The sequence below is a fragment of the Lipingzhangella halophila genome, assembly GCF_014203805.1.
Lineage (GTDB): Bacteria > Actinomycetota > Actinomycetes > Streptosporangiales > Streptosporangiaceae > Lipingzhangella > Lipingzhangella halophila.
This window is the reverse complement of record NZ_JACHJT010000001.1, coordinates 585472-608380: the sequence shown is the minus strand read 5'-3', so window position 1 is coordinate 608380 and position 22909 is coordinate 585472. Positions and strand designations below refer to the sequence as shown.

Annotated in this window: 20 protein-coding genes; 11 read left to right on the top strand and 9 right to left on the bottom strand. The window is 70.3% G+C overall.

Annotated elements, in window-relative coordinates; translation table 11 throughout:
* Positions 1–31 precede the first annotated feature (31 nt).
* The 3 genes from F4561_RS02845 to F4561_RS02835 all read left to right on the top strand — a co-directional run bounded on the left by F4561_RS02845 (position 32) and on the right by F4561_RS02835 (position 4132).
* Positions 32–1462: a sigma 54-interacting transcriptional regulator gene (locus F4561_RS02845; protein WP_312885112.1), complete on the top strand. Its 1431-nt coding sequence runs from the start codon at positions 32–34 to the stop codon at positions 1460–1462.
* A gap of 95 nt (positions 1463–1557) precedes the next feature.
* Positions 1558–3519, top strand: coding sequence for a vWA domain-containing protein (locus tag F4561_RS02840; RefSeq protein WP_184574484.1), 1962 nt, complete (start codon positions 1558–1560; stop codon positions 3517–3519).
* A 337-nt stretch (positions 3520–3856) separates the two neighbouring features.
* Positions 3857–4132, top strand: coding sequence for a hypothetical protein (locus F4561_RS02835; RefSeq protein WP_221446336.1), 276 nt, complete (start codon positions 3857–3859; stop codon positions 4130–4132).
* 55 nt (positions 4133–4187) lie between these two features.
* Here F4561_RS02835 and F4561_RS02830 read toward each other — a convergent pair whose 3' ends face one another.
* The 3 genes from F4561_RS02830 to F4561_RS02820 all read right to left on the bottom strand — a co-directional run bounded on the left by F4561_RS02830 (position 4188) and on the right by F4561_RS02820 (position 7596).
* On the bottom strand, positions 4188–5333 hold the full coding sequence (locus F4561_RS02830) for a cystathionine gamma-synthase (RefSeq protein ID WP_184574482.1): 1146 nt from the start codon (positions 5331–5333) through the stop codon (positions 4188–4190).
* A gap of 81 nt (positions 5334–5414) precedes the next feature.
* Positions 5415–6077, bottom strand: a complete 663-nt coding sequence (locus F4561_RS02825) for an acyltransferase (protein WP_184574480.1) — start codon at positions 6075–6077, stop codon at positions 5415–5417.
* A gap of 151 nt (positions 6078–6228) precedes the next feature.
* Positions 6229–7596, bottom strand: coding sequence for a cystathionine beta-synthase (locus F4561_RS02820; RefSeq protein ID WP_184574478.1), 1368 nt, complete (start codon positions 7594–7596; stop codon positions 6229–6231).
* Positions 7597–7876: 280 nt separating this feature from the next.
* Between F4561_RS02820 and F4561_RS02815 the strand changes: the two genes are divergently transcribed.
* The 3 genes from F4561_RS02815 to F4561_RS02805 all read left to right on the top strand — a co-directional run bounded on the left by F4561_RS02815 (position 7877) and on the right by F4561_RS02805 (position 10723).
* On the top strand, positions 7877–8917 hold the full coding sequence (locus F4561_RS02815) for an SGNH/GDSL hydrolase family protein (RefSeq protein ID WP_184574476.1): 1041 nt from the start codon (positions 7877–7879) through the stop codon (positions 8915–8917).
* A 103-nt stretch (positions 8918–9020) separates the two neighbouring features.
* Positions 9021–10244 carry an acetyl-CoA C-acetyltransferase gene (locus tag F4561_RS02810; RefSeq protein ID WP_184574474.1) on the top strand — a complete coding sequence of 408 codons (1224 nt, stop codon included), beginning with the start codon at positions 9021–9023 and terminating at the stop codon, positions 10242–10244.
* Positions 10245–10474: 230 nt separating this feature from the next.
* Positions 10475–10723: a DUF4287 domain-containing protein gene (locus tag F4561_RS02805; protein ID WP_184574472.1), complete on the top strand. Its 249-nt coding sequence runs from the start codon at positions 10475–10477 to the stop codon at positions 10721–10723.
* A gap of 102 nt (positions 10724–10825) precedes the next feature.
* On the opposite strand, the gene F4561_RS02800 is transcribed toward F4561_RS02805, so the two are convergent.
* The 3 genes from F4561_RS02800 to pruA form a co-directional block, all read right to left on the bottom strand.
* Positions 10826–11737: a Bax inhibitor-1/YccA family membrane protein gene (locus tag F4561_RS02800; protein ID WP_184574470.1), complete on the bottom strand. Its 912-nt coding sequence runs from the start codon at positions 11735–11737 to the stop codon at positions 10826–10828.
* Between the two features lie 138 nt (positions 11738–11875).
* A complete protein-coding gene (locus F4561_RS02795; RefSeq protein WP_184574468.1) occupies positions 11876–12802 on the bottom strand; it encodes a proline dehydrogenase family protein in 927 nt (308 codons plus the stop codon).
* An 85-nt stretch (positions 12803–12887) separates the two neighbouring features.
* A complete protein-coding gene (gene pruA / locus F4561_RS02790; RefSeq protein WP_184574466.1) occupies positions 12888–14513 on the bottom strand; it encodes an L-glutamate gamma-semialdehyde dehydrogenase in 1626 nt (541 codons plus the stop codon).
* Between the two features lie 125 nt (positions 14514–14638).
* Here pruA and F4561_RS02785 point away from each other — a divergent pair, with 125 nt between their 5' ends.
* On the top strand, positions 14639–16333 hold the full coding sequence (locus F4561_RS02785) for a PucR family transcriptional regulator (protein WP_184574464.1): 1695 nt from the start codon (positions 14639–14641) through the stop codon (positions 16331–16333).
* Between the two features lie 152 nt (positions 16334–16485).
* Here F4561_RS02785 and putP read toward each other — a convergent pair whose 3' ends face one another.
* Together putP and F4561_RS02775 are read right to left on the bottom strand one after the other, a co-directional pair.
* Positions 16486–18027: a sodium/proline symporter PutP gene (gene putP / locus F4561_RS02780; protein ID WP_184574462.1), complete on the bottom strand. Its 1542-nt coding sequence runs from the start codon at positions 18025–18027 to the stop codon at positions 16486–16488.
* Positions 18028–18285: 258 nt separating this feature from the next.
* Positions 18286–19035, bottom strand: a complete 750-nt coding sequence (locus tag F4561_RS02775; protein ID WP_184574460.1) for a TetR/AcrR family transcriptional regulator — start codon at positions 19033–19035, stop codon at positions 18286–18288.
* 98 nt (positions 19036–19133) lie between these two features.
* Between F4561_RS02775 and F4561_RS02770 the strand changes: the two genes are divergently transcribed.
* The 3 genes from F4561_RS02770 (at position 19134) to F4561_RS02760 (ending at position 21818) form a co-directional block, all read left to right on the top strand.
* A complete protein-coding gene (locus F4561_RS02770) occupies positions 19134–20132 on the top strand; it encodes an ATP-binding cassette domain-containing protein (protein ID WP_184574458.1) in 999 nt (332 codons plus the stop codon).
* Positions 20129–20884 carry an ABC transporter permease gene (locus F4561_RS02765; protein WP_184574456.1) on the top strand — a complete coding sequence of 252 codons (756 nt, stop codon included), beginning with the start codon at positions 20129–20131 and terminating at the stop codon, positions 20882–20884. The genes F4561_RS02770 and F4561_RS02765 overlap by 4 nt, the downstream gene beginning before the upstream one ends.
* Positions 20885–20951: 67 nt before the next feature.
* On the top strand, positions 20952–21818 hold the full coding sequence (locus F4561_RS02760) for an SDR family oxidoreductase (RefSeq protein WP_184574453.1): 867 nt from the start codon (positions 20952–20954) through the stop codon (positions 21816–21818).
* A 44-nt stretch (positions 21819–21862) separates the two neighbouring features.
* On the opposite strand, the gene F4561_RS34140 is transcribed toward F4561_RS02760, so the two are convergent.
* Entirely contained in the window at positions 21863–21997 is a 135-nt protein-coding gene (locus tag F4561_RS34140; protein ID WP_281384015.1) for a hypothetical protein, read from the bottom strand.
* A 188-nt stretch (positions 21998–22185) separates the two neighbouring features.
* Between F4561_RS34140 and F4561_RS34135 the strand changes: the two genes are divergently transcribed.
* Positions 22186–22833, top strand: a complete 648-nt coding sequence (locus F4561_RS34135; protein WP_221445342.1) for a hypothetical protein — start codon at positions 22186–22188, stop codon at positions 22831–22833.
* Positions 22834–22909 lie beyond the last annotated feature (76 nt).

Below are 22909 nucleotides of genomic sequence, written 5' to 3'. Positions count from 1 at the left end.
TCACCCACGGACGCCGCATAGACTCGTCTGCGTGTCCGCTGATACGCCAGCCAACACCAACGCCGCGGACCTCCCGGCGACATTGGGGGTACTGCGTGCCTCAGGGCACGTGCACCGCCCCGTCAAAGCTGAGGTCCGCGAGAACCTGCTGACGCGCATGCGCGCCGGCGAGGACCGGTTCCCCGGCGTCGTCGGTTTCGACGGCACCGTACTGCCGCGCCTGGAGCGTGCGCTCCTGGCGGGCCACGACCTGATCCTGCTGGGCGAGCGCGGGCAGGGAAAGACCCGGCTCATCCGCACCATCGCCTCCCTGCTGGACGAATGGACCCCGGTCCTCGCGGGCTGCCCGATCAACGACCACCCGTACGCGCCCGTATGCGCCGCCTGCCGCCGCGCCGCCGCCAGGGACGGCGAGGACCTCCGTGTCGCATGGCTGCACCGCGACGACCGGTACGGGGAGAAGCTGTCCACGCCGGACACCGCCGTCGGGGACCTCATCGGCGACATCGACCCCGTCAAGCTCGCAGAGGGGCACAGCCTCGGCGACCCGGAGTCGGTGCACTACGGCCTCCTCCCGCGCACCAACCGGGGCGTCTTCTGCCTGAACGAGCTCCCCGACCTCGCGGCGCGGATCCAGGTCGCCCTGTTCAACGTGCTGGAGGAACGCGACATCCAGATCCGCGGCTACGCGCTGCGGCTGCCGCTGGACATCCTGCTGGTGGCCAGCGCCAACCCGGAGGACTACACGAACCGCGGGCGCATCATCACCCCGCTCAAGGACCGGTTCGGCGCGGAGATCCGCACCCACTACCCGCCCGGCCTGAGCGAGGAGACGGCGCTGATCCGGCAGGAGGCGGCCATGGACGGCGGCCCCGCCGTACCGACCCACCTCGTTGAGGTGCTCGCCCGGTTCACCCGGCTGGTGCGCGAATCGTCCTCGGTCGACGACCGGTCCGGGATCTCCGCGCGGTTCGCGATCGCCGGCATCGAGACCGCGGCGGCGTCGGCCGCGCGCCGGGCCGCGCTGACCGGGGAGGAGCACCCGGTGGCGCGCGTCTGCGACCTGCCGTCGATCGTCGAGACGCTGCAGGGCAAGGTGGAGTTCGAGGTCGGCGAGGAGGGGCGGGAGACCGAGGTGCTGGCCCACCTGCTGCGCCGCGCCACGGCCGACACGTTCCGCAGCACCCTGGGCGGCGCCGACTTGGGGGCCCTCAGTGAACGGTTCGCCGAGGGCGCGACCGTGGAGTCGGGGGAGCTGGTCGGCAGCGAGGAGCTGCTGCGCAGTGTCGGGCCGCTGCCCGGCCTGTCCGACCTGATCGCGCGGGTGGCCTCGAACGGGGAGGCCGACCCGCCCAATCCCGGGTACGCGGCCGCCGCGGTGGAGTTCGCGCTCGAAGGCCTGTACCTGAACCGCCGGATCTCCAAGGACATCATCGACGACCGGTCCATCTATCGGACCTAGCGGGATTGTCCGCCGATCTTGCGGATTCCGTTCCTTTGTAGCGCTTGAAAGGAACGGAATCCGCAAGATCGGCGCCAACCCCAGGGAGGGCAGCCGTGGAACGGTTCCGATACGGCCCGTACCAATGGGGACCCGACCCCCTGGCGCCACCGTACGAAGTGCGGGGCGCCGTGGACGACCTGGGGCGCGATGTCATGGACGGCGCCCGGCCCTCGGATGCGCTGCGCAACCTGCTTCGGCGCGGCACCGGAGACACCCCCGGCCTCGATGACCTGCTACGCCAGGTGCGGCGGCGCCGCGAGGAGGCCCAAGGGCGCGGGCGGCTCGACGGCACCCTGGACCGGGTGCGTTCCCTGCTTGACCGGGCCATCGGCGAGGAGCGCGCCGCGCTCGGCGAGGACCCCTCCGACACCGCCCGCATGCGCGAGACCGAGCTCGACACCCTGCCGTCTGACACCTCCGCCGCGGTGCGCGAGCTGGCCGGCTACGAATGGCGCTCCGACACCGCCCGGCAGACCTTCGAGGAGCTGCGCGACCTGCTGCGCAGGGAGGTGCTCGACAGCCGGTTCCGCGGGATGAAGGAGGCACTGCGCGGCGGCACCGAGCAGGATCACGAGCGGGTCCGGTCGATGGTCGACGCGCTGAACGCCATGCTCGACGCTGACGCACGGGGCGAGCACACCCAGGCCGACTTCGAGGAGTTCATGGCCGAGTACGGCGACTTCTTCCCGGACTCGCCGCGCAACCTCGACGAGCTCGTCGACTCGCTGGCCCGCCGCGCCGCGGCCGCGCGGCGGCTCATGGGCTCCCTCACCCCGGAGCAGCGCGAGGAGCTGCGCGGGCTGATCGAGCAGACCACCGCCGAGGCAGGGCTGCGCGAATCCCTGGACCGGCTCTCGGGGGAGCTGCGGGCGCGCCGGCCGGACCTGGACTGGTCCGGCGAGTCGGCAGCCCCCATGGACGGTTCCGAAGGACTCGGGATGGGCGACGCGACCACGGCGTTGCAGGACCTGGCCGACCTCGCCGACCTGGAGACCGCTCTGCAGCAGGGCTACCCGGGGGCCGGGCTGGACGATATCGACGAGGAGGCGGTGCGCCGGCTGCTCGGCCGGCCGGCGGTCGACGACCTCGCACGGTTGCGGGCGATCGAACGCGAGCTGCGCGACCAGGGCTACCTGCGGGGTTCGGCGAACCGGCCGCAGTTGACGCCGAAGGCGGTGCGCCGCCTGGGCGAGACCGCGTTGCGCGAGCTCGGCGGTGACCTCACGAGCCCGGGCCGTCCCGGCGGGCACACCGCGGCCGGCGCGGGCGCCTCGGGCGAGCCAACCGGGGCAACGGACACCTGGACCTACGGCGACGAGCGCCCCATCGACGCGGTCCGCACCCTGAGCAACGCTGTCGCGCGGGGCGCGCGCGACTCCGGCGGGCGTGTCCGGATCCGGCCAGACGACTTCGAGGTCGCCGAGACCGAGCGGCACGACGCCGCCGCCGTCTGCCTGCTCGTGGACGTGTCGTACTCGATGACGACGCGCGACCTGTGGGGCGGCGCCAAGCAGACCGCCATGGCGCTGCACTCCCTGGTCACAACGCGGTTCCCGCGCGACGCCGTGCAGGTCGTCGGGTTCAACGACTACGCCCGCGAGCTGTCCGCCGACACGCTGACCAGCCTGCAGCCGGAGCACGTCCAGGGCACCAACCTGCAACACGCGCTGCTGCTGGCCGGCCGGCACCTGGACCGCCACCCGGACTTCGTGCCGATCGTGCTGGTCGTCACCGACGGTGAACCAACGGCGCACCTGGAGCGCGACGGCACCACGAGCTTCTCCTGGCCACCCTCACCCCAAACAGCGGAGGCCACACTGGTCGAGGTGGACCGGATGACGGCCCGCGGCGCGGCCCTCAGCGTCTTCATGCTCGCCAACGACCCGCGGCTGGAGGAGTTCGTCAACCACGTGGCCGAACGCAACGGAGGCCGCGTCCTCCGCCCGGACCCCACCCGCCCGGGAGCCCACGTCATCCGCGACTACCTCACAAGAAGGCGCAGAGTCGCGAGCTGAGCGCACCGATCTTGAGCAGCGCCCAAGCCATCCACCGCCTTCGCTGCCCTCGCCGGGCGCGCCGCAATGCGGTGCCAGGACCGCTAGACGGCACCCCAGCGCATCGCATGAGCCCTCTTGGCGGCCTCCACATACGCACGCTTCTCCCCTGGTCACGAGCGTTTTTACCGGAATTGGCGGGTCAGGTGGAACCAAACCCGCACGCCCTGCATCTCAGTAGGTGAGAAAGAAGGACAGCCGAGACGACAACAAAAGAGTGTTCGACGGTGACATGTCCGTCCCATGTCTCCTCGGGCTCGCCCAAAAGGCGAAACCGACCAAATGAGGTGAACGGACCGTGACAATCCTTGTGATCACCACTGGATCTGCACTACTGGTCACCGCCCTGGGGTTCCTGGTCGCAGTCTCGATCAGGATCAAGCTCGATGACCGGCGCAGGGCCTACCGGTCCCTGCGCTATGAGGACCGTGGCGGCAAGCTTTCCAACTCGGGGCGCCGACTTTCCGGTCTGAGTTTCCCCCACCAGCCCGCTGTCCCCGCCGCCCGCGAGCCGCGGGACAACGACGGCGAAGGCGAAGACGGGACCGTCAGGCAGGACCGGACAGATGCCTGACGGACTTCGGCGCCGGTCCGGTGCCCTCGGGCACCGGAGACTGGCGTCGACACACTCACTCTTCCAACGCCTGAACCAGGTCGGCGACGAGATCGTCGGCCGACTCGATGCCCACTGAGATCCGGACCAGATCGGCCGGTACCTCAAGGGGCGACCCAGCGGCCGAGGCGTGCGTCATCCGCCCCGGATGCTCGATCAGCGACTCCACCCCGCCCAGCGACTCGCCGAGCGTGAACACCCGCGTCCGGCCGCAGACCCGCAACGCGGCCTCCTCGCCGCCGTGCGGGCGGAACGCGACCATGCCGCCGAACGCCCGCATCTGGCGCTCGGCCACCTTGTGCTGCGGGTGGTCGGGCAGGCCCGGGTAGTACACCTGGCCCACCCCGGGATGGCGCACCAGCTCCGCCGCGAGCCGCTCGGCGTTCTGGCAGTGCCGATCCATCCGCACCCCGAGCGTCCGGACGCCGCGCAACGTGAGCCAGGCGTCGAACGGCCCGGCGATGGCGCCCATGGTGTTCTGGTGGAACGCGATCCGCTCCCCCAGTTCGGCGTCGGCCACCACGACCGCGCCGCCCACCACGTCGGAGTGGCCGCCGATGTACTTGGTGGTCGAGTGCACCACGACATCGGCGCCCAAGTGGATGGGTTGCTGCAGGTACGGCGACGCGAACGTGTTGTCGACGACGAGCAGCGCGCCGCCGTCGTGGGCCACACCGGCCAGCGCCTCGATGTCGGTGACGTTCAGCAGCGGGTTCGTGGGGCTTTCCGCCCACACCGCGACGGTCTCCGGCCGCATGGCCGCACGCACCGCATCGGGGTCGGTCTGCGGCACGGCGTCCCACCTCACCCCCCAGGGCTCCAGGACCTGGGAGAACAGCCGGAAAGTGCCGCCGTAGGCGTCGCCGGGGATGATCACATGGTCGCCGGGTTTGGCGATGGTGCGCAGCAGAGTGTCCTCGGCCGCCATGCCGGAGGCGAACGCGAGCCCGCGCGTCCCGGACTCCAGCGCGGCCAGGCACTCCTCCAGCGCCTTGCGGGTGGGGTTGGCTGTGCGGGAGTACTCGTACCCGGCGCGCAGCGCACCAACGCCGTCCTGGGCGTAGGTGCTTGTCGCGTATATCGGAACCACCACTGCGCCCGTTTCGGCGTCGGCCTCCTGACCAGCGTGGATGGCCAGTGTCTGAAACCCCTCGAACGTCATGGGGCCCACACTAGTGGCCGAGGGCCCACCAGCACCGCCAGCACCACGAAACCCGGCCGTACCCGCGTCAGCGGGACGCGCTCACACCTGGGGGCACCGGTGGTCGGGCTGCCCGCCGGCACCGCGCAGCGGCGGTGTCCATCCGGTCTCGGGGTCGTAGCGGCGGACGACCCGGCCGGGCACACCGGCGATGACGCTGTGGTCCGGGTAGCTCCCCGGCCGCACGACCGACCCCGCCGCCACAACGCAGTTCCGGCCGAGCCGCACTCCCGGCAGGATCACGGCGTTGGCACCGATCCAGGAGCCGGCCGCGACGCACACCGGGGCGTCGGCGGGCCACTGGCGGCCGACAGGAACTTCGACGTCGCTGTACACGTGGTTCTGGTCGGTGATGTAGACGTAGGGGCCGGCGAAGACGTCGTCGCCGATCTCGATGGAGCGGTGCGCGACGATGTGCGAGCCGCGCCCGATGGTGCACCCGTCGCCGATCCGGATGTAGGGCGTTGAGCCCAGGTCGAGGCCGGGCATCATGCCCGCGGTCAGGGTGATGTCGGCGCCGAGGATCGTGTGTGCCCCGAGCTCTATCCACGGCTCGCCGAAGACGGTCGCGACCGGGAACGCGATCGAGGTTCCCGGACCGTAGCGGGCGAACCGCCGGGCCGCCCGCGTTCCCGGGCGGATGTCGGCGTGCCGTCGCGCCCACGACCACACCGCGCGCACCAGCCAGGACAACAGCCGCGACACTGATCCGATCCCCACATCCGCTGGTGAAAACTACCGTGGACACGGTATAAGCCCGCGCGGGGGTAAAGACGCGCGCCCCCTACTCGCGAGTACAAGCCGATTGTGCGCTCTGGTTCCGCGTGCGGGACCAGAGCGCACAATCGGCGCGCTACTACCCCGCGAGGTGGGCCAGCAAGTCCTGGCGGGTGAGCACCCCCGTGGGTTTGCCTTCGCCCAGGACCACGAGCGCGCCGTGTCCCTCCAGGAGTTGGACGCACCGGCTCACCGGCTCGCCCGATCCCACGACGGGCAGCGGCTTGCCCATGTGCGGCTCCACCGGATCGGTGAGCTGCACGCGGCCGTTGAACAGGGCGTCGAGCATGTCGCGCTCGGCGATCGAGCCGACCACCTCGGCGGCCATGACCGGGGGCTCCTCCTTGATGACCGGAAGCTGGGACACCCCGTACTCCCGCATGATCGCGACCACTGTCCCGACCGTCTCGTGCGGGTGGGTGTGCACCAGGTCCGGCATCTCCCCCTCCTTGGCCGCGAGCACCTGGCCGGCGGTGGCCTCCTCGGTCTCGGTGGTCAGGAAGCCGTAGTCGGCCATCCACTCGTCGTTGAAGATCTTGGTGAGGTATCCGCGCCCGCCGTCGGGCAGCAGCACCACGATCACGTCGGACTCGGAGGCGGTGGCGGCGACCCGCAGCGCGGCGACCACGGCGAGCCCGCAGGAGCCGCCGACCAGGAGGGACTCGTCCTTGGCGAGCTGGCGGGTCATCAAGAACGAGTCCTTGTCGCTGACCGCGATGACCTCGTCGCAGACCGAGGGGTCGTAGGTCTGCGGCCAGATGTCCTCGCCCACACCCTCGACGAGGTAGGGGCGCCCAGAGCCGCCCGAGAACACCGACCCCTCGGCGTCGGCGCCGATGACCCGCACCCGGCCCCCCGAGACCTCCTTGAGGTAGCGGCCCGCGCCGGTAATGGTGCCGCCCGTGCCGATCCCGGTCACGAAGTGCGTGACCCGGCCTTCGGTCTGCTCCCAGATCTCCGGCCCGGTGGTGTGGTAGTGCGACTCGGGGTTGTTCCGGTTCGCGTACTGGTCGGGCTTCCAGGCTCCCGGGGTCGTCTCGGCCAGCCGGTTCGACACCGAATAGTAGGACTCGGGGTGGTCGGGGGCCACGGTGGTGGGGCACACCACAACCTCGGCGCCGTAGGCCCGCAGAACGGAGAGCTTATCCGAGCCCACCTTGTCGGGGCAGACGAACACGCAGCGGTACCCCTTCTCGCGTGCCACCATCGCCAGGCCGACACCGGTGTTGCCAGACGTCGGTTCCACGATCGTGCCGCCGGGCTTGAGCAGGCCCTCCTCCTCGGCGGACTCGATCATCCGCAGCGCAATGCGGTCCTTGACCGAGCCTCCCGGGTTGAAGTACTCGACCTTGGCAAGCACCGACGGGGCCAACCCGCCCGTCACCGTGCCCAGTCGAACCATCGGGGTGTCGCCGACAAGTTCGAACAGTGAGTTGTGCACCCGCATCAGCGGTACCCCCCAGTTTCGCCTCAGGGCGGGCGCGGTTGGCACGGCCCGCCGCGCCGTCCGATCAGGGCCGGGCCTCGCCGCGAACGAAGGCCAGGACCGCCTGCCACGACCCTAGCGCGACTGGCGCCGCGGCCACACGAACAACGGGCGGAAACGCCCGAACCGCTGGTCACATCGCGCTTGGAAACACGGTATGCCGGGCACGTGTTGACTTAGAGTGACCGCTGGGTAGGCGGTCCCGCGTCAGTTGAGCACCGGCCGGGTTGGGAGGCTCCAGATGTTTCGCGCCGCGCGGGCTCGGCGAATCACCACGGCCACGGCCTTCGGAGGCGGTGGCCTCACACTGCTGGGGGCGGGCACTATCGGCCTGCTGTACCTCCAGGTCCGGCTCGCGCATCGCGCCATTCAGCGCACAAACTGGGCGGAACCACAGGTCAACGGCGTATATGGGAGCGGCGACGGTGCGCCGCTCTCACTGGTGATGATGGGCGACTCCACGGCGGCCGGATTCGCCCTCACCGACGGCCTGCAGACCCCGGGCAGCCTGCTGGCCACTGGGATCTCGGCGATCGCCGAGCGGCCGGTGCGCATGCACAACGTGGCCGTCGTCGGCGCGACGTCGGCGGATCTGGCCAAGCAGGTGGAGCGGGTCCGCGGCACCCGGGCGGACGTCGCCGTGCTTTTCATCGGTGCCAACGACGTGATCCAACGGTTACGGCCCGCCGACTCCGCTCGGCACCTGAGCGCGGCCGCGCGCGAGCTGACCACCATGGGCACCGCCGTCGTCGTGGGCACCTGTCCCGATCTCGGCACGGTCGAGCACATCGGCTGGCCGCTGCGCTACATCGCCCGCCGCGCCTCCCGGCAGCTCGCCGCCGTCCAGACCATCGCCACGGTCGAGGGCGGCGGGCGCACGGTATCCCTGGGCGCCCTGCTGGCCGACGAGTTTCAGGCCAATCCTGATGACATGTTCGGGCCGGACCGATTCCACCCGTCGGCGCGTGGGTACGCCCACGCCGCGTCCGCGGTACTGCCGTCGGCCTGCGTGGCACTGGGGATGCTGCCCGAGCTGGAGTCCGTGCCCGATCCGAGCCGCGGCGAGGAGGTGCTGCCGATCGACCGCGCCGCGGTGGAGGCGGCCGAGGAGCCCGGCATGGAGGTCAGCGGTGCCCGCGTCGCCGGGCACGAGAGCGGCCCGCGGGGCCGTTGGGCCACCCTCATCCGGCGCCGGAGCAGGGCGGTCCCGGGCGGGAGAGGCGCCAAGGTCACACCGGGCGATCCGGCATCGGGGTCGACGGGATCGACACCTTCGAAATAATAGAATGAAATTCGACCCCGAACGGGTCCGGCGAAACGCGACACGTTAACGTGCGAGTAACGACCCGCCTGGCGCCCGTGTATACGAGAGAAGGTTCGCGAGCATGCCTGAAGCCGTCATCGTCGCGACCGCGCGTTCCCCCATCGGACGCGCGTTCAAGGGATCCCTGAAGGACCTCCGCCCCGACGACATCACCGCGCAGATCATCACCGCGGCCCTGGCCAAGGTCCCAAAGCTGGACCCGAAGTCCATTGACGACCTGATGCTGGGATGCGGCCTGCCCGGAGGGGAGCAGGGCTACAACATGGCCCGGGTGGTGGCCGTGCAGCTCGGTCTCGACTCGGTGCCCGGTACGACGATCACCCGCTACTGCTCGTCGTCACTGCAGACGACACGGATGGCCTACCACGCCATCAAGGCCGGCGAGGGCGACATCTTCGTCTCCGCGGGCGTGGAGATGGTCAGCCGCTCCGTCAAGGGAAACAGCGACACCCTGCCCGACACCAGGAACCCGAAGTTCGACGACGCGCTGGCCCGCACCGCCAAGCGTGGCGAAGGCAGCGCGCCCACCTGGGTCGACCCGCGCGAGAAGGACGAACTTCCGGACGTCTACATCGCCATGGGCCAGACCGCCGAGAACGTGGTGCAGATCCGCGACCTCTCGCGGGAGCGGCAGGACGAGTTCGGGGTGCGCTCACAGAACCTCGCCGAGAAGTCCATCGACAACGGCTTCTGGGACCGCGAGATCGCGCCGGTCACGCTGCCGGACGGCACCGTGGTCAGCTCGGACGACGGCCCCCGCCGGGGCACGACCTACGAGAAGATCTCCCAGCTGCAGCCGGTGTTCCGCCCCGACGGCACGGTGACCGCGGGCAACGCCTGCCCGCTGAACGACGGTGCCGCCGCCGTGGTGATCATGAGCGACACCAAGGCCGCCGAGCTCGGGCTCACTCCTCTGGCCCGGATCGTCTCCACCGGCGTCAGCGCGCTCTCTCCGGAGATCATGGGGCTGGGGCCCGTTGGCGCCTCGCGCCAGGCGCTCTCCCGCGCCAACATGTCCATCAGTGACATCGACCTGGTGGAACTCAATGAGGCGTTCGCCGCCCAGGTGCTGCCGTCCGCCGACGACCTCGGTATCGATATCGAGAACAAGCTCAACGTCAACGGCGGCGCGATCGCGGTCGGGCACCCGTTCGGCATGACCGGCGCCCGCATCACCACCACACTCCTCAACGGCCTGCAGTTCCACGACAAGACGTACGGCCTGGAGACCATGTGCGTCGGTGGCGGCCAGGGAATGGCGGCGGTCTTCGAGCGGCTGAGCTGAGACCGGCCGAAGCACTGTTACCCCTCGACGGGCCGCACTGGCGTGCGGCCCGTCGAGCTTTCGTGCGGGGCGGCGCGGGTGCGCGGAGAGCGGCGGATGGAACGGCAGGTAACGGGTTCCACACGAAGCGCTCAATGGAAAGTAGCGTAAAAGGTCTCCCGAAGGGCTTGTCCAAACTGTGATCCTGATGCAAGGTCGCAGGTAAGTACCGTTCACGTACGGAGGTGCACATGTCGGTAACCCACTCGCCGGAGACCCACGCGCTGCTACTCGCCCGCATTCCGTCCGTCACAGGCCGCGACCTCCACGAGTGGTTCGACCACCTTGAAAAGGGCCCGGGGCTGACCCGCTGCTCGGAACGCACCAACTGGCTGGCCGACGAACACGGCATCAGCCACGGATACGCCCAGGCCATCGTCCAGGAGTACGACCGCCGTCGCCGCAACCGTTCGGCCGCGATCCCGCGTCAGCGCCGCTGAGAACACCTCGCGGCACGCACGCGCCATCCCGCCGGCGCCCATAAGAGTTCGCCTCGCCCGGGGCGACCCGGGCGAGGCGAATACGAGTGCGGGGATTCGCGGTTACTCACCGCCGAAGATCGCCTGGAGCATCCAGAGCAGCCGCAGGATCTCGACGTAGAGCCAGACCAGCGAGACGGTCAGGCCGAAGGCGAACTGCCAGGCCATCTTGTTGGGCACGCCCATCGCGATGCCGTCCTCGATGCCCTTGAACTCGATCGCCAGCGTGGCGCAGGCGATCACGATCAGCACCAGGGTGACGCCGACGCCCAGCAACGAGGGCTCGCGCAGGCCGAAGCCGACACCGCCGTTGAACATGCCCACCACGAAGTTGGCCAGGAGCAGCACGAGAGCCGCCACCAGGGCACCCGAGACCACCTTGACGAAGGTGTTGGTCACCCGGATGACCCGCGTCTTGTACAGCCCGAGCATCGTGGCGAAGGCGAACACCGTGCCGAATACGGCCGGAGTGACCAGCCCGCCGGCCTCCGTTCCCGCCAGGCCCTCGAACAGCCGGCTGATTCCGCCGACGAACAACCCTTCGAGCGCGGCGTAGGTCAGGATCAGCGCGGCGTTGGTCGACTGGGTGAACGCGATGATCAACCCGAGGACGAGGCCGGCGATCGCGCCACCGAAGGTGAGCATCATCGCCAGGCCGGGGTTCGCCGCGAACACGAAGAAGTTCAGCACCGCGGTCGCGATGACCATGCCGATGGTCATCCCGCTGCGCATCACAACGTCGTCGATCGTCATGGGCCGCGACGCTTCGTCCGCACCGCCGCCGGGATAGCCGGGCTGGGCCTGCCCCGGGTATCCCTGCTGGGCATACTGGCCGTAGCCCGGCTGAGGGGGTTGACCGTAGCCCTGTTGGGAGTATCCGGGTTGGGCATACGGCTGCTGGTACGGCTGGCCGTACCCGGCCGGCCTCGACCGCAACGCCCGCTTCATCGCGGGGTTCGAACTCGTCATCCGCATGTCTTCGAACGCCTTTCGGGGGTGAACTAGCTGCCCTCAACGTAACGCACTATACGCCCGCCGGGTTCCCGAGGTATGGCCACAACGCGTCACACGCGTGTCGGGCTCTCGCGTTCCGTGTCGTGCGGCCGGAGCGGATCAGCCGCGTGTCAGCAGGGACCGGGCGAAGAAGGCGACGTTCGCCGGACGCTCGGCGAGCCGCCGCATGAAGTATCCGTACCACTGCTCGCCGTAGGGCACGTAGACGCGCATCCGGTTGCCCTTGGCGGCGAGCCGGACCTGCTCGGCGTCGCGGATGCCGTAGAGCATCTGGAACTCGTAGCTGTCGGCCGGGCGGCCGTTGTCCGCGGCGATTCGCCCGGCGATGGTGACCATGCTGGGATCGTGCGAGGCGATCATCGGGTATCCCGCACCGGCCATCAGGGTTCTCATGCAGCGCACGTAGGAGCGGTCCACCTTGGTTCTGTCGCGGTAGGCGACCGAGGCCGGTTCATCGTAGGCCCCCTTGCAGAGCCGGACTCGTGACCCCTCGTAGCGGAGATCGCGGCAGTCGGCCTCGGTCCGGTGCAGGTACGCCTGCAGCACGGCACCCGCCGACGGGTAGTCCACGCGCAGCTCGCGCAGGATGGACAGGGTGGAGTCGGTGGTGGTGTGGTCCTCCATGTCCAGGGTCACCGTGGTGCCGACCCGGGCCGCCGCCTCGCAGATGTGCCGGGCGTTCTCCAGCGCGATCTTCTCCCCGTCGAACGGCAGGAACTGGCCGACAGCGGAGAGCTTCACCGAGACCTCGGCACGCGCGCCCAGCCCGGCACGGCCCAGTTCCTCCAGCAGCCGGGTGTAGGCGGTGACGGTCGCCCCGGCCTGCTCAGCGTCGGTGACATCCTCGCCGAGGTGGTCCAGGGTGACGTAACGGTCCCGGGTGAGCTCCTCTACCGCGGGGAGCGCCTGTTCCAGGGTCGAGCCCGCGACGAACCGGGACACGAGGTTCCGGGTCACGGGGGCGCGCTCGACGATGGTCCGGCAGGCGGTGGAGCGCGCCGCGATCAGAAGTGGGGTACGGAGCATGCTGCACCTCGCTCTAGGTCGTCCACCATCCCGCGGCCCCGGACCGTGCTTGCCCGGGGCCGCGGGATGGTTCCTGCTCGCCGGCTCATCCCTGGTGGGGATACGACGATGCCTTTGGGGGGACGAAGGTCTCCTTGATCGCGCGCGGGCTCGCCCAGCGGGCCAGGTTCTGCGCGCTGCCGGCCTTGTCGTTGGTGCCCGAGCCCCGGGCACCGCCGAAGGGCTGTTGGCCGACCACGGACCCGGTCGGCTTGTCGTTGACGTAGAAGTTGCCGGCGGTGAAGCGCAGCGCCTCGTGCGCCTTGGTGACGGCGGCGCGGTCGTCCGCGATGACCGCGCCCGTGAGGGCGTAGCCCGATCCCTCGTCAACGACCCGGAGAATCCGCTCGTAGTCGGCGTCCTCGTAGACGTGCACCGCGATCACCGGGCCGAAGTACTCGGTGCGGAAGACGTCGTTGTCCGGGTCCTGGCCCAGCACGACAGTGGGGCGCACGAAGTAGCCGACCGAGTCGTCGGCGGTGCCGCCGGCCAGGATCCGCAGGGAGTCGTCCGAGCGCACCCGCTCCAGGAGACCCGCCAGCCGATTGAAGGAACGCCGGTCGATGACGGCGCCCATGAAGTTCGCCAGATCGGTGACATCGCCCATGCTCAGCGACTCAACCTCGGCGACGAGGTCGTCCCGCATGCGCTCCCACACCGAACGCGCGACGAACGCCCGCGAGGCGGCCGAACACTTCTGCCCCTGGAACTCGAACGCGCCGCGGACGATGGCGGTGCGCACGACGTCGGGGTCGGCGGAGGAGTGGGCGACAACGAAGTCCTTGCCTCCGGTCTCGCCGACGATACGCGGGTAGGAGCGGTAGCCCTCGATGTTCTCCCCCACCGACCTCCACAGGCGCTGGAAGGTGGCGGTCGAGCCCGTGAAGTGCACGCCGGCCAGCTCCGGGTCCTGCAACGCCACATCGGAGACGGCGGCGCCGTCACCGGTCACCATGTTGATGACACCCGGCGGCAGACCGGCCTCCTCAAGGAGCCGCATGGTCAGATGGGCGGCGAGCTGCTGCGTGGGCGCGGGTTTCCACACCACGACGTTGCCCATAAGAGCCGGTGCGGTGGGCAGGTTGCCCGCGATCGCGGTGAAGTTGAACGGCGTGACCGCGTAGACGAACCCTTCGAGTGGCCGCTGTTCGAGGCGGTTCCACTGGCCCGCCGGGCTGTGGGGCTGCTCCTGCATCAGGCGTCGCGCGTAGGCGACGTTGAACCGCCAGAAGTCGATCAGCTCGCAGGCGGCGTCGATCTCGGCCTGGATGGCGGTCTTGGACTGGCCGAGCATGGTCGCCGCGTTCATCGTCTGGCGCCACGGCCCGGCTAGCAGGTCCGCGGCACGCAGCAGGATCGCGGCGCGCTCGTCGAACGGCATCGCGCGCCAGGCGGGGGCCGCGTTCTTCGCGGCGGCAACGGCCTCGCGGGCGTCGCCGTGGGTGGCGTTGCCCAGGGTGCCGAGAACCGAGGCGTGGTTGTGCGGCTGTACAACATCGATGCGTTCCCCGCCACCCATCCGGCGGTCACCGCCGATGGTCATGGTGAGCTCGGCCGGCTCCTTGGCGAGCGCTTCGAGCCGCTCCGCCAGCTCCGCCCGTTCGGGGCTACCGGGCGCGTATCCGAGAACGGGCTCGTTCACCGGCGTGGGAACGCTGGTCACGGCATCCATGGGCACCTCCTTCGCGAATCGTTGCTGACCTGGAAAAAGGCTAGAGTGGCCGTATCGGCGATGCTTTGTGGCCGCGGCTACTCTTCGACCCCGCCGGTTGGCCGATGGAACAAAATGGGTGAGGGATGAACACCGAGCTCGATACATCCGAGGACACCGCCGCTTCCGGCGGCGTGCTGCTGCGCCAGCTACTGCTCACGGTGGGCGCCCCTCTCGTCGACGTGCTCGCCGCCCCCGCGGGCCTGGACCTCCGCGTCGGCAACGTTGTGATCCTCGACCCCGATGACGAGAGCGAGGCGTTCGCCGGGGACCTGGTACTCCTCATAGGAGCACGCGGGGGTGCGGCGCGGCACCTGATCAGCTCGGCGGCCCGGCGCGGGGCGGCGGCTGTCGCGGTAAAAGTGAGTTCCCGGTCGTCGAGTAGTGGCGAGGTCGAGCAGCTACGCGCGGCCGCGAGCGAGTCCGGGGTCGCGCTCCTCGCCGTCCGCCCGGACGTGCGCTGGGATCAGCTGCAGTCACTGTGCCGCAACGTGGTCGAGGACGCCCGGCTGACCACCGAAACGGAGCTGGGTGACTCCGCGGGCGACCTGTTCTCGCTGGCACAGTCGATCTCCACGCTGACCGGCGGGCTGGTGACGATCGAGGACGCGGCCAGCCGGGTGCTCGCCTATTCCAGCGGGGAGGAGGGCGATGAGCTGCGCCGGCTGTCGATCCTGGGGCGCCAGGGGCCGGAGCAGTACCTGGGGCTGCTCCGCGAGTGGGGGGTCTTCACCCGGCTGCGCTCCAGCGACGAGGTCGTGCACATCGACGAGCGCCCGGAGCTGGGCATCCGGCGGCGCCTCGCGGTGGGCGTGCGTGCCGGTTCGCAGCCGCTGGGGACGATCTGGGTGCAGGAGCGGTCCCAGCCGCTGGCAGAGGGGGCGGAAGAAGCACTGGTGGGCGCCGCCCGCGTGACCTCCCTGCAAATGGTGCGGCACCGCACCGAAGTGACCGCGGGGCTGCGGCTGCGCGAGGACCTGCTGGCCGGGCTGCTGGAAGGCCGGGTCGAGGCCGCTGCCCTCTCCGACACCATCAAGGTGTCCCCTGACCGGGCCGCGCTGGTCATGGCGCTGACACTGGACACGCCGGGCGCGGCCTACCCCGATGGCCACGAGCGCCGGCCGGATGCCGCTCACGGGGGCGACCGCTCCGGACAGGAGATGAGGCGGCGCCGGATGGTCGACCTCGTCTCGGTGCACGCCGCCGCCTACCGGCACGCCGCCCTGGTGACAGCGCTGGGCCACCGCGTCTACGTCCTCCTGCCCGATATCACGCACCGGTCGGAGTCGTCCGCGCTCGCGCTGACACGCAAGACCGTTCGGGCGGCGCGCGGGATGTTCGGCGCCTCGGTGCAGGGCGCGGTCGGGTCACTGGTCGACTCGCTGTCCGACGTCCCCTGGTCCCGGGGCGAGGCGGACCGGATCCTCGACGCGATGGGCCGCGACCTGGACACGGACGTCGCCACGATCTCCGAGGTACGAGCGCGGGTGCTGGTCAGCGAAACGCTGGCGCACGTGCGGAAGAACCCCTCTCTCCGCGACCCCCGGGTCGACCGGCTGATCGCACACGACGCCGAGTCCGGGGGCAAGCTCGTTGCCTCGCTACTGGCCTACCTCGCGGACTTCGGTGATGTGCGCAGGGCAGCGGGGCGGCTGCACATCCACCCGAACACACTGCGCTACCGGCTTCGCCGGGCCGAGTCCGTGAGCGGGCTCGACCTGTCCGACTCCAACGAACGGCTCTTTACGCACCTGCAACTGCTGATGCAACACCACCGGTAGCCCGAGGGCGCCCGGCGACGGCCTTCGCCGGGCGAGCACACGCCGGCCAACCACGCCCCGGACGTCCGCGACCGCACATGCTGGGCAGACCGCGAAGGGCCCGCGGACCCGGCGGGGTCCGCGGGCCCCGGGCTCGGGCGCGCCATCGGTACTCAGCCGACGGGTGTGAGGTCCTTGTACTCCCCGTCGACTCGGTCGAAGTCCTGCTCCATCTGCTGGCTGGCCCGCCCCAGCGGGTTGCACACCATGATGGCCAGGAAGCTGGCGGCCACCGCCGGCACCATCGCGTACAGCTCGGTGCCCAGCACCTGCTCGTCGAGCACGTCCCAGGCGATGGCCGCGACCCCGCCGGTGACCATGCCCGCCAGCGCGCCGGCGCGGTTCATCCGCCGCCAGTACAGCGAGAGAAGGATGACCGGGCCGAAGCCGGCGCCGAAGCCGGCCCAGGCGTATCCCACCAGGTCCATGATGGTGTTGTTGCCCGACAGGGCGATGCCGGCGGCTACGGCGGCCACCAGCACCACCGCGCCGCGGCTGATCCACACCAGCGACAGCGCCGAGGCGCCACGGTTGAGGAAGGCGCGGTAGCCGTCCTCGGTCAGCGCCGCGGAGGCCACCAGCAGCTGGGAGTCGGCGGTGCTCATGACCGCGGCCAGGATGGCGGCCAGCAGGAACCCGGCCACCCAGGGGTTCATCAACGCCTGGATCAGCTGCGGAAACACCTGCTCCGCCATGTCCTCGTCGAGCGGCTGGTCGAAGAACGCCACACCGGTGAAGCCGACGACGAGCGCCATTGCCATGGCGGTGACAGCCCAGCCGACGCTGATGGCCCCCGCCGCAGGAACGTCGCGCCTGGAGCGGATCCCCATGAACCGGGCCAGGATGTGCGGCTGGCCGAGGTAACCGAATCCCCAGGCCAGCCCGGAGATGACGACCACGGGCACCAGGGCGTCGGCGGGTGTCCAGGAGCCGTCCAGCCCGGAGACACCGCCGAAGACCGATCCCGCGCCGCCGTTCAGGCTCCGGTCAGGGTCGGTGGAGATGGCGACGATGGCCACGAGCGGCACGACGAGCAGCGCGCACCACATCATCACGGCCTGGATGACGTCGGTGAAGCTCACCGCGAGGAAGCCGCCGAGGAAGGTGTAGAGCACCACGATCGACACGCCGATGACGATGGCGGTGTTCGCCGACATGCCGAAGACCTGCTCGAACAGGCCGCCCATGGCGACCAGCCCGGAGGCCACGTAGAAGAGGTAGAAGACCAGGATCAGGATGGCCGAGACGGCACGGAGCGTCCCGCTGCGGTCGCCGAACCGGTTCTCCAGGTAGGAGGACAAGGTGAGGGAGTTGGACTCGCCGCCGCTGCGGGCGTCCGTGGCGCGCTCGGTGAACACACGCAGCCGGCCCGCGAGAAGGTACCAACTGGCGGCGAAACCGATAGCCAGGCCCACGGCGATCCACGCCTCACCGAGTCCGGACAGGTAGATCGCGCCGGGAAGTCCCAACAGCAGCCAGGCGCTGAAGTCACTGGCGTTCGCGCTCAGCCCGGCCACCCAACTGTTCAGCTGCCGCCCCCCGAGCACGAAGTCGGACAGGGACGCGGTTCGCCTGAACACCCAGAGGCCGATCACGACCATCACCACGAAATACACGGCGAACGTGGCGATCGATGCCAATGTGGAGCTGGTCATGGGCTCCCCCATTTCTCTCGCCCCGCTCGCGGCATCTGGGGCAATGGGCGAACGGGAATGCTGATGATTCCGCAATCCTGCCGGTGTCGGGCGCGTTCACGGGTTGTCGCCCCGACCAGCATCTCCGGCCCTTCTTTGTCGGGTCGGACAAATACCGCCCTTCACACCGGCCGGGAATGACCAGGGATCATGAGATCCGATCATGGGATTACTACTGCTGGGGAGTTCCATCCGGCCGCGTCGGCTCGCGCTCCAGGGTTAACCGGACCGGGACCGGGAGACCACCAGGTCCTCCAGCCCATCCAGGATGCGGGCCAGGCCGAACTCGAACTCGCGGCGCGGATCGCTGTGCGGCGCGCCGATCGCCTCCCCCACGCGCGCGGTCAGCGGTAGGTAGCGGCCCGCGAGGTAGCTGGTGAACAGGGGCTCGACCGCGTACCACCACTGGTCGTCGCTGACGCCACTGCGCTCGGCGTCACGGGCGATCTCCATGGTGTGCCGGGCGGCGCTGCCGGTGTGGTTGCGCACCAGTTCCAGCACGGAGTTCATCTCCAGCTCGTCCAGGCCGATGCCGTCGACTATCTCGAACTCGGCCTCCTGGCGGTCCACGGTGTTCGGCCCGGGCAGCGGCCGGCTCACCGGGACCTCCAGCATCCACGGATGCCGGTGGAACAGGTCCCAGTAGCCGTGGGCGAGCGACTCCAGGCGGGCACGCCACCCCTTCTCCGGGGCCGCGATCTGGGCGAGCTCGCCGTACATCGAGTCCAGCATCACCGGGACCAGCTCGGCCTTGCTGGACACGTAGGTGTACAGGGACATCGTCCCGACCCCGAGCCGCTCGGCGATACGGCGCATCGACACCCCGCCCAGGCCGGATTCGTCCGCCAGCTCCACGGCCGCGTCGACGATCCCGCCCACGGTCAGCCCGGACCGGGGTGAAGGGTCGTCCGCGGCACGCCACAGCAGCGCGAAGACGCGACGGTGGTCGGGGTAGTCGCGTTCGGGCATCGGTCCTCCATCCGTACTCATGCGCGCAGACCAGCATACGGTTGGCTAGAACGTACGTTGTACGGTACGTTGCACTATCCACGACGAGAGGAGTACCGGTGATCCACACCCGCGCCCTCACCAAGACCTTCACGGTCAAGAAACAGCCGGTGGAGGCCGTTCGCGGCGTCGACCTGGATGTGGCCAAGGGTGAGCTGGTCGCCTTTCTCGGCCCCAACGGGGCGGGGAAATCCACGACGCTGCGCATGCTGACCGGGCTGGTCGAGCCCACCTCGGGCACGGCCACCGTGGCCGGGCACGACGTGCGCCGCGACTCCGCTGGGGTGCGGCGCAACATCGGCTACATCGGCCAGGGCAACGCCGCCGGCCACTACCACTACGTACGCGACGAGATGGTCACCCAGGGGTGCGCCTACGGGCTGACCCGCCCCGCTGCCCGCGAGCGCGCCGACGAGCTGCTGGAGACCTTGGAACTGGCCGGCATGGGCCGCCGGCAGTCCTCCACCCTGTCCGGCGGGCAACGCCGCCGCCTGGACGTCGCGCTCGGCCTGATGCACCAGCCGCCGCTGCTGTTCCTCGACGAGCCCTCCACCGGCCTGGACCCGCAGAACCGGGCCAACCTGTGGGCTCATGTCCTGGCGGTCCGGGAACGGTTCGACACCACCCTGTTCCTGACCACCCACTACCTCGAAGAGGCCGACGAGATGGCCGAACGGGTGGTGGTCATCGACCACGGCAGGATCATCGCCGACGACACCCCTGGGCAACTGAAGTCCACGCTCGCCGGCGACCGGATCACGGTCGGCCTGCCCGACGCCGACGCGGCGGCCGCGGCCGCGCGAGTCGCCGAGCGGGGCACCGGCGCAACCGAGCTCGACGCCACCGGACCGAGCGTGACCTTCCGGGTCCCGGACAGCGAGGCGGTACTTCCCGAGTACCTGCGCGCGCTCGGCGAGGCCGGTCTCACCGTGCGTACCGCGCGGATGGCCCCCTCCACCCTGGACGATGTCTTCCTCTCCCTGACCGGCCGCAGCCTGCGCGAGGAGACCGAGGCCCCGCAGGACGAGAAGCACGAGCACGAGGAGGTTGCCGCATGACCCCGGTACGCGACGCCACTACGATCTTCGTCCGCGAGTCGCTGCCGAGCTGGCGCTCGCCACTGGGGCTGCTCTTCTCCATGCTGCAGCCGCTGGTGTTCCTCGCTCTGTTCGGCCCCTTGCTGGCGGGGATCGGCGGCCTGCCGGGCGGTTCGAGCTGGCAGTGGTTCGTCCCGGCGATCCTGCTGATGCTGGCCCTGTTCGGCACCACCGGCACCGGCTACAACCTGCTGACCGAGATGCAGACCGGCTCGCATGAGCGGCTGATGGTCACCCCCATGAGCCGGTCGGCGATCCTGGCCGGGCGCAGCCTGAAGGACGTGGTCGAGCTGCTGGTGCAGGCGGTGCTGATCATCGCCATCACCATCCCTCTCGGGTTCACGTTGCACCCGGTCGGGGCACTGCTGGGCCTGGGGCTGCTCGCGCTGGTGGGCCTTGGGGTTGGCGCGCTCTCGCACGCGCTGGCGATCGCGTGCCGCCGCCAGCAGGAGATGTTCTACATGGTCCAGCAGACCCTGCTGTTCCCGCTGCTGTTGCTCTCCGGGCTGCTGCTGCCCCTGGAGATGGGGCCGGCGTGGATGTCGACGGTCGGCGCCCTCAACCCCTTCACCTACGTGGTCGAGGCGCTACGGACCCTGTTCTCCGGCACGGTCGCCGATCTCGCGGTGCTCCACGGGTGGGCGGCCGCGGCGGCCCTGGCGGTGCTCGGCCTGGCGCTGGGCGACCGCGGAATGAGCAGGGCGGAGAGCTGAGCACCGACAGGAACGCCGCATCCGCAACCGAACCGCGACGCGGAACCGCAAGCGCAGGAGGGCGACCATGACAGTGCTGGTGACCGGCGCCACCGGGAATGTGGGCCGGCTCGTGACCGACCGGCTTTTGGCCGCGGGCGTGCGCGTGCGGGCGATGACCCGCACTCCCGCAGCCGCTCGGCTACCCGGCGGTGTCGAGGTGGTCCGGGGCGACCTGACCGCGCCCGACACCCTGCCTCCGGCGCTCGACGGGGTCGAGCGCGTGTTCCTGTTCCCCGAACCCAGTACCGCCGACGCGGTGGTCGACCGCGCGGCGGCGTCCGGGGTTCGCCGCATCGTGACGCTGTCATCCGGAGCGGTGACCAGCGGCGACGACACCGGATTCCACGTACCGGTGGAACAGGCGGTGCAGCAATCCGGCCTGGAGTGGACCCACGTGCGTCCCGGCGAGTTCATGTTGAACAAGCTGTGGTTGTGGGGCCCCTCCATCCGCGCCGAACGGGTCGTCTACGACCCCTACCCCGAGGCGGCCTGGTACCCGGTGCACGAGTCCGACATCGCCGACGTCGCCGCGGCCGCCCTGCTGAACGACGGGCACAGCGGTAACGCCTACACCCTCAACGGTCCCGAACTCGTCAGCCACCGCGACCAGGTGGCGGCGATCGCCGGCGCACTGGGCGAGGAAGTCCGCTTCGAGCGGGTCACACCGGAGCAGGCCCGCGAGCGGTACCTGGCCCAGGGAGGCTTCGCCGCGGCGATGGCCGACTTCCTCGTCGGCTTCGAGGACTACTCCGGAGAGGCCGCCGACCCCCATGCCAGCGCACCGGAACCGGACATCGCAGGGGTGGAGAAGCTCACCACGGCCGACGCCATCGGCACGCCCGCGCGGCCGTTCGCCCAGTGGGCCCGCGACCATTCCGCCGACTTCCGCTGACCGCCCGGACCTCGGCCTGCTCCGTGCGGCCCGCTCCGTACGGCTCAGGCCAGCACAGCCAGGAGTATCCCCGTCCCGACGAAGGCACAGCCGAAGAGCAGGGCCAGCACCGGGGCGACCAGCACACGCCGTGGCGGGCCCACCGTGAACGACTTGGGGTTCTCGGGCTGGTAGGCCACCCGCACCTGCTGCCCGGCCCGGTTGCGGTCGGAGTTGGGGGTGTGGGGGGGCGCGCCGGTGCACGTGCCGGCCGTCGGGTAGGGCGAACTGGACCGAGTACGGGTAGACGGTTTTGCTCGACGGGCCGTCGTCATCAGACGAGCGCCGGACTTCGCTCCACGTGTGGGTGATGGTTCCGGTCGTCACCATGGCACGCCGCCGCTTGCGCCTCGCGGTGGTGAGTACGTCGGCACTGGTACCGGCCATCGCCAGGCCGGCGGCGCAGAAGAGCACCCCGCCGCCGAGCATGAAGCGCTCCCCCGCCGCTGCGGGGCCGCCGGCGATCGCGGCCCAGTACAGGACGGCCGCCCAGCCCAGGAGCCCCGCGGTCGCCGCGGCCAGCGCCCCGAGCAGCCACCGGCGCGCCACCGGGGAGGGCGACGTCTCGGCCCCGGAGACGCCGTGGCAGTACGGGTTCTCGGTGATCTCGATGTTGTCCGGGTCATCGGGTTCGAAGAGCACCTCGACCCGCCAGCCCTCGACCGGGACGAGGCCCTCGAACCCGCTCGTGAACCGGATGGTGTGCTCGCGGCCGTCGGGGTCGGCGAAGCGCAGCCAGAACGGCTGGTCGAAGCGCCCCCTCTCCGGCGGCACCATGGGCTCCACGGACGCAACGGTCGCCCCCGTCCGGACCCCGTGCTCGTCGCGCCGCTGCCGCCGGCGCCGATCGCGGATTCCGAGCACCGTGAAGAGCACGATGAAGAACCCGAAGATGACCGCGATAAACGTCACGATGAGCACGGCGGTGGTCGGCATGGCCCTCCCAGCGTTCGGGCGAAACTGCGCCGCCGGGTAACGCTACCGTCGCACGCTCGCGGGGCCGCAAACCGGTTGCGCCGCCACAGACCGGTCCTGCAGGATCCGGGGCGGCG

Coding starts and splice junctions, on each gene's coding strand:
- F4561_RS02815 (WP_184574476.1), top strand. CDS start 7,877: ATGTTTCGCGCCGCGCGGGCTCGGCGAATCACCACGGCCACGGCCTTC.
- F4561_RS34135 (WP_221445342.1), top strand. CDS start 22,186: ATGGCACGCCGCCGCTTGCGCCTCGCGGTGGTGAGTACGTCGGCACTG.
- pruA (WP_184574466.1), bottom strand. CDS start 14,513: ATGGATGCCGTGACCAGCGTTCCCACGCCGGTGAACGAGCCCGTTCTC.
- F4561_RS02805 (WP_184574472.1), top strand. CDS start 10,475: ATGTCGGTAACCCACTCGCCGGAGACCCACGCGCTGCTACTCGCCCGC.
- F4561_RS02810 (WP_184574474.1), top strand. CDS start 9,021: ATGCCTGAAGCCGTCATCGTCGCGACCGCGCGTTCCCCCATCGGACGC.
- F4561_RS02765 (WP_184574456.1), top strand. CDS start 20,129: ATGACCCCGGTACGCGACGCCACTACGATCTTCGTCCGCGAGTCGCTG.
- putP (WP_184574462.1), bottom strand. CDS start 18,027: ATGACCAGCTCCACATTGGCATCGATCGCCACGTTCGCCGTGTATTTC.
- F4561_RS02795 (WP_184574468.1), bottom strand. CDS start 12,802: ATGCTCCGTACCCCACTTCTGATCGCGGCGCGCTCCACCGCCTGCCGG.
- F4561_RS02820 (WP_184574478.1), bottom strand. CDS start 7,596: ATGCGGGTGCACAACTCACTGTTCGAACTTGTCGGCGACACCCCGATG.
- F4561_RS02785 (WP_184574464.1), top strand. CDS start 14,639: ATGAACACCGAGCTCGATACATCCGAGGACACCGCCGCTTCCGGCGGC.
- F4561_RS02830 (WP_184574482.1), bottom strand. CDS start 5,333: ATGACGTTCGAGGGGTTTCAGACACTGGCCATCCACGCTGGTCAGGAG.
- F4561_RS02775 (WP_184574460.1), bottom strand. CDS start 19,035: ATGCCCGAACGCGACTACCCCGACCACCGTCGCGTCTTCGCGCTGCTG.
- F4561_RS02760 (WP_184574453.1), top strand. CDS start 20,952: ATGACAGTGCTGGTGACCGGCGCCACCGGGAATGTGGGCCGGCTCGTG.
- F4561_RS02800 (WP_184574470.1), bottom strand. CDS start 11,737: ATGCGGATGACGAGTTCGAACCCCGCGATGAAGCGGGCGTTGCGGTCG.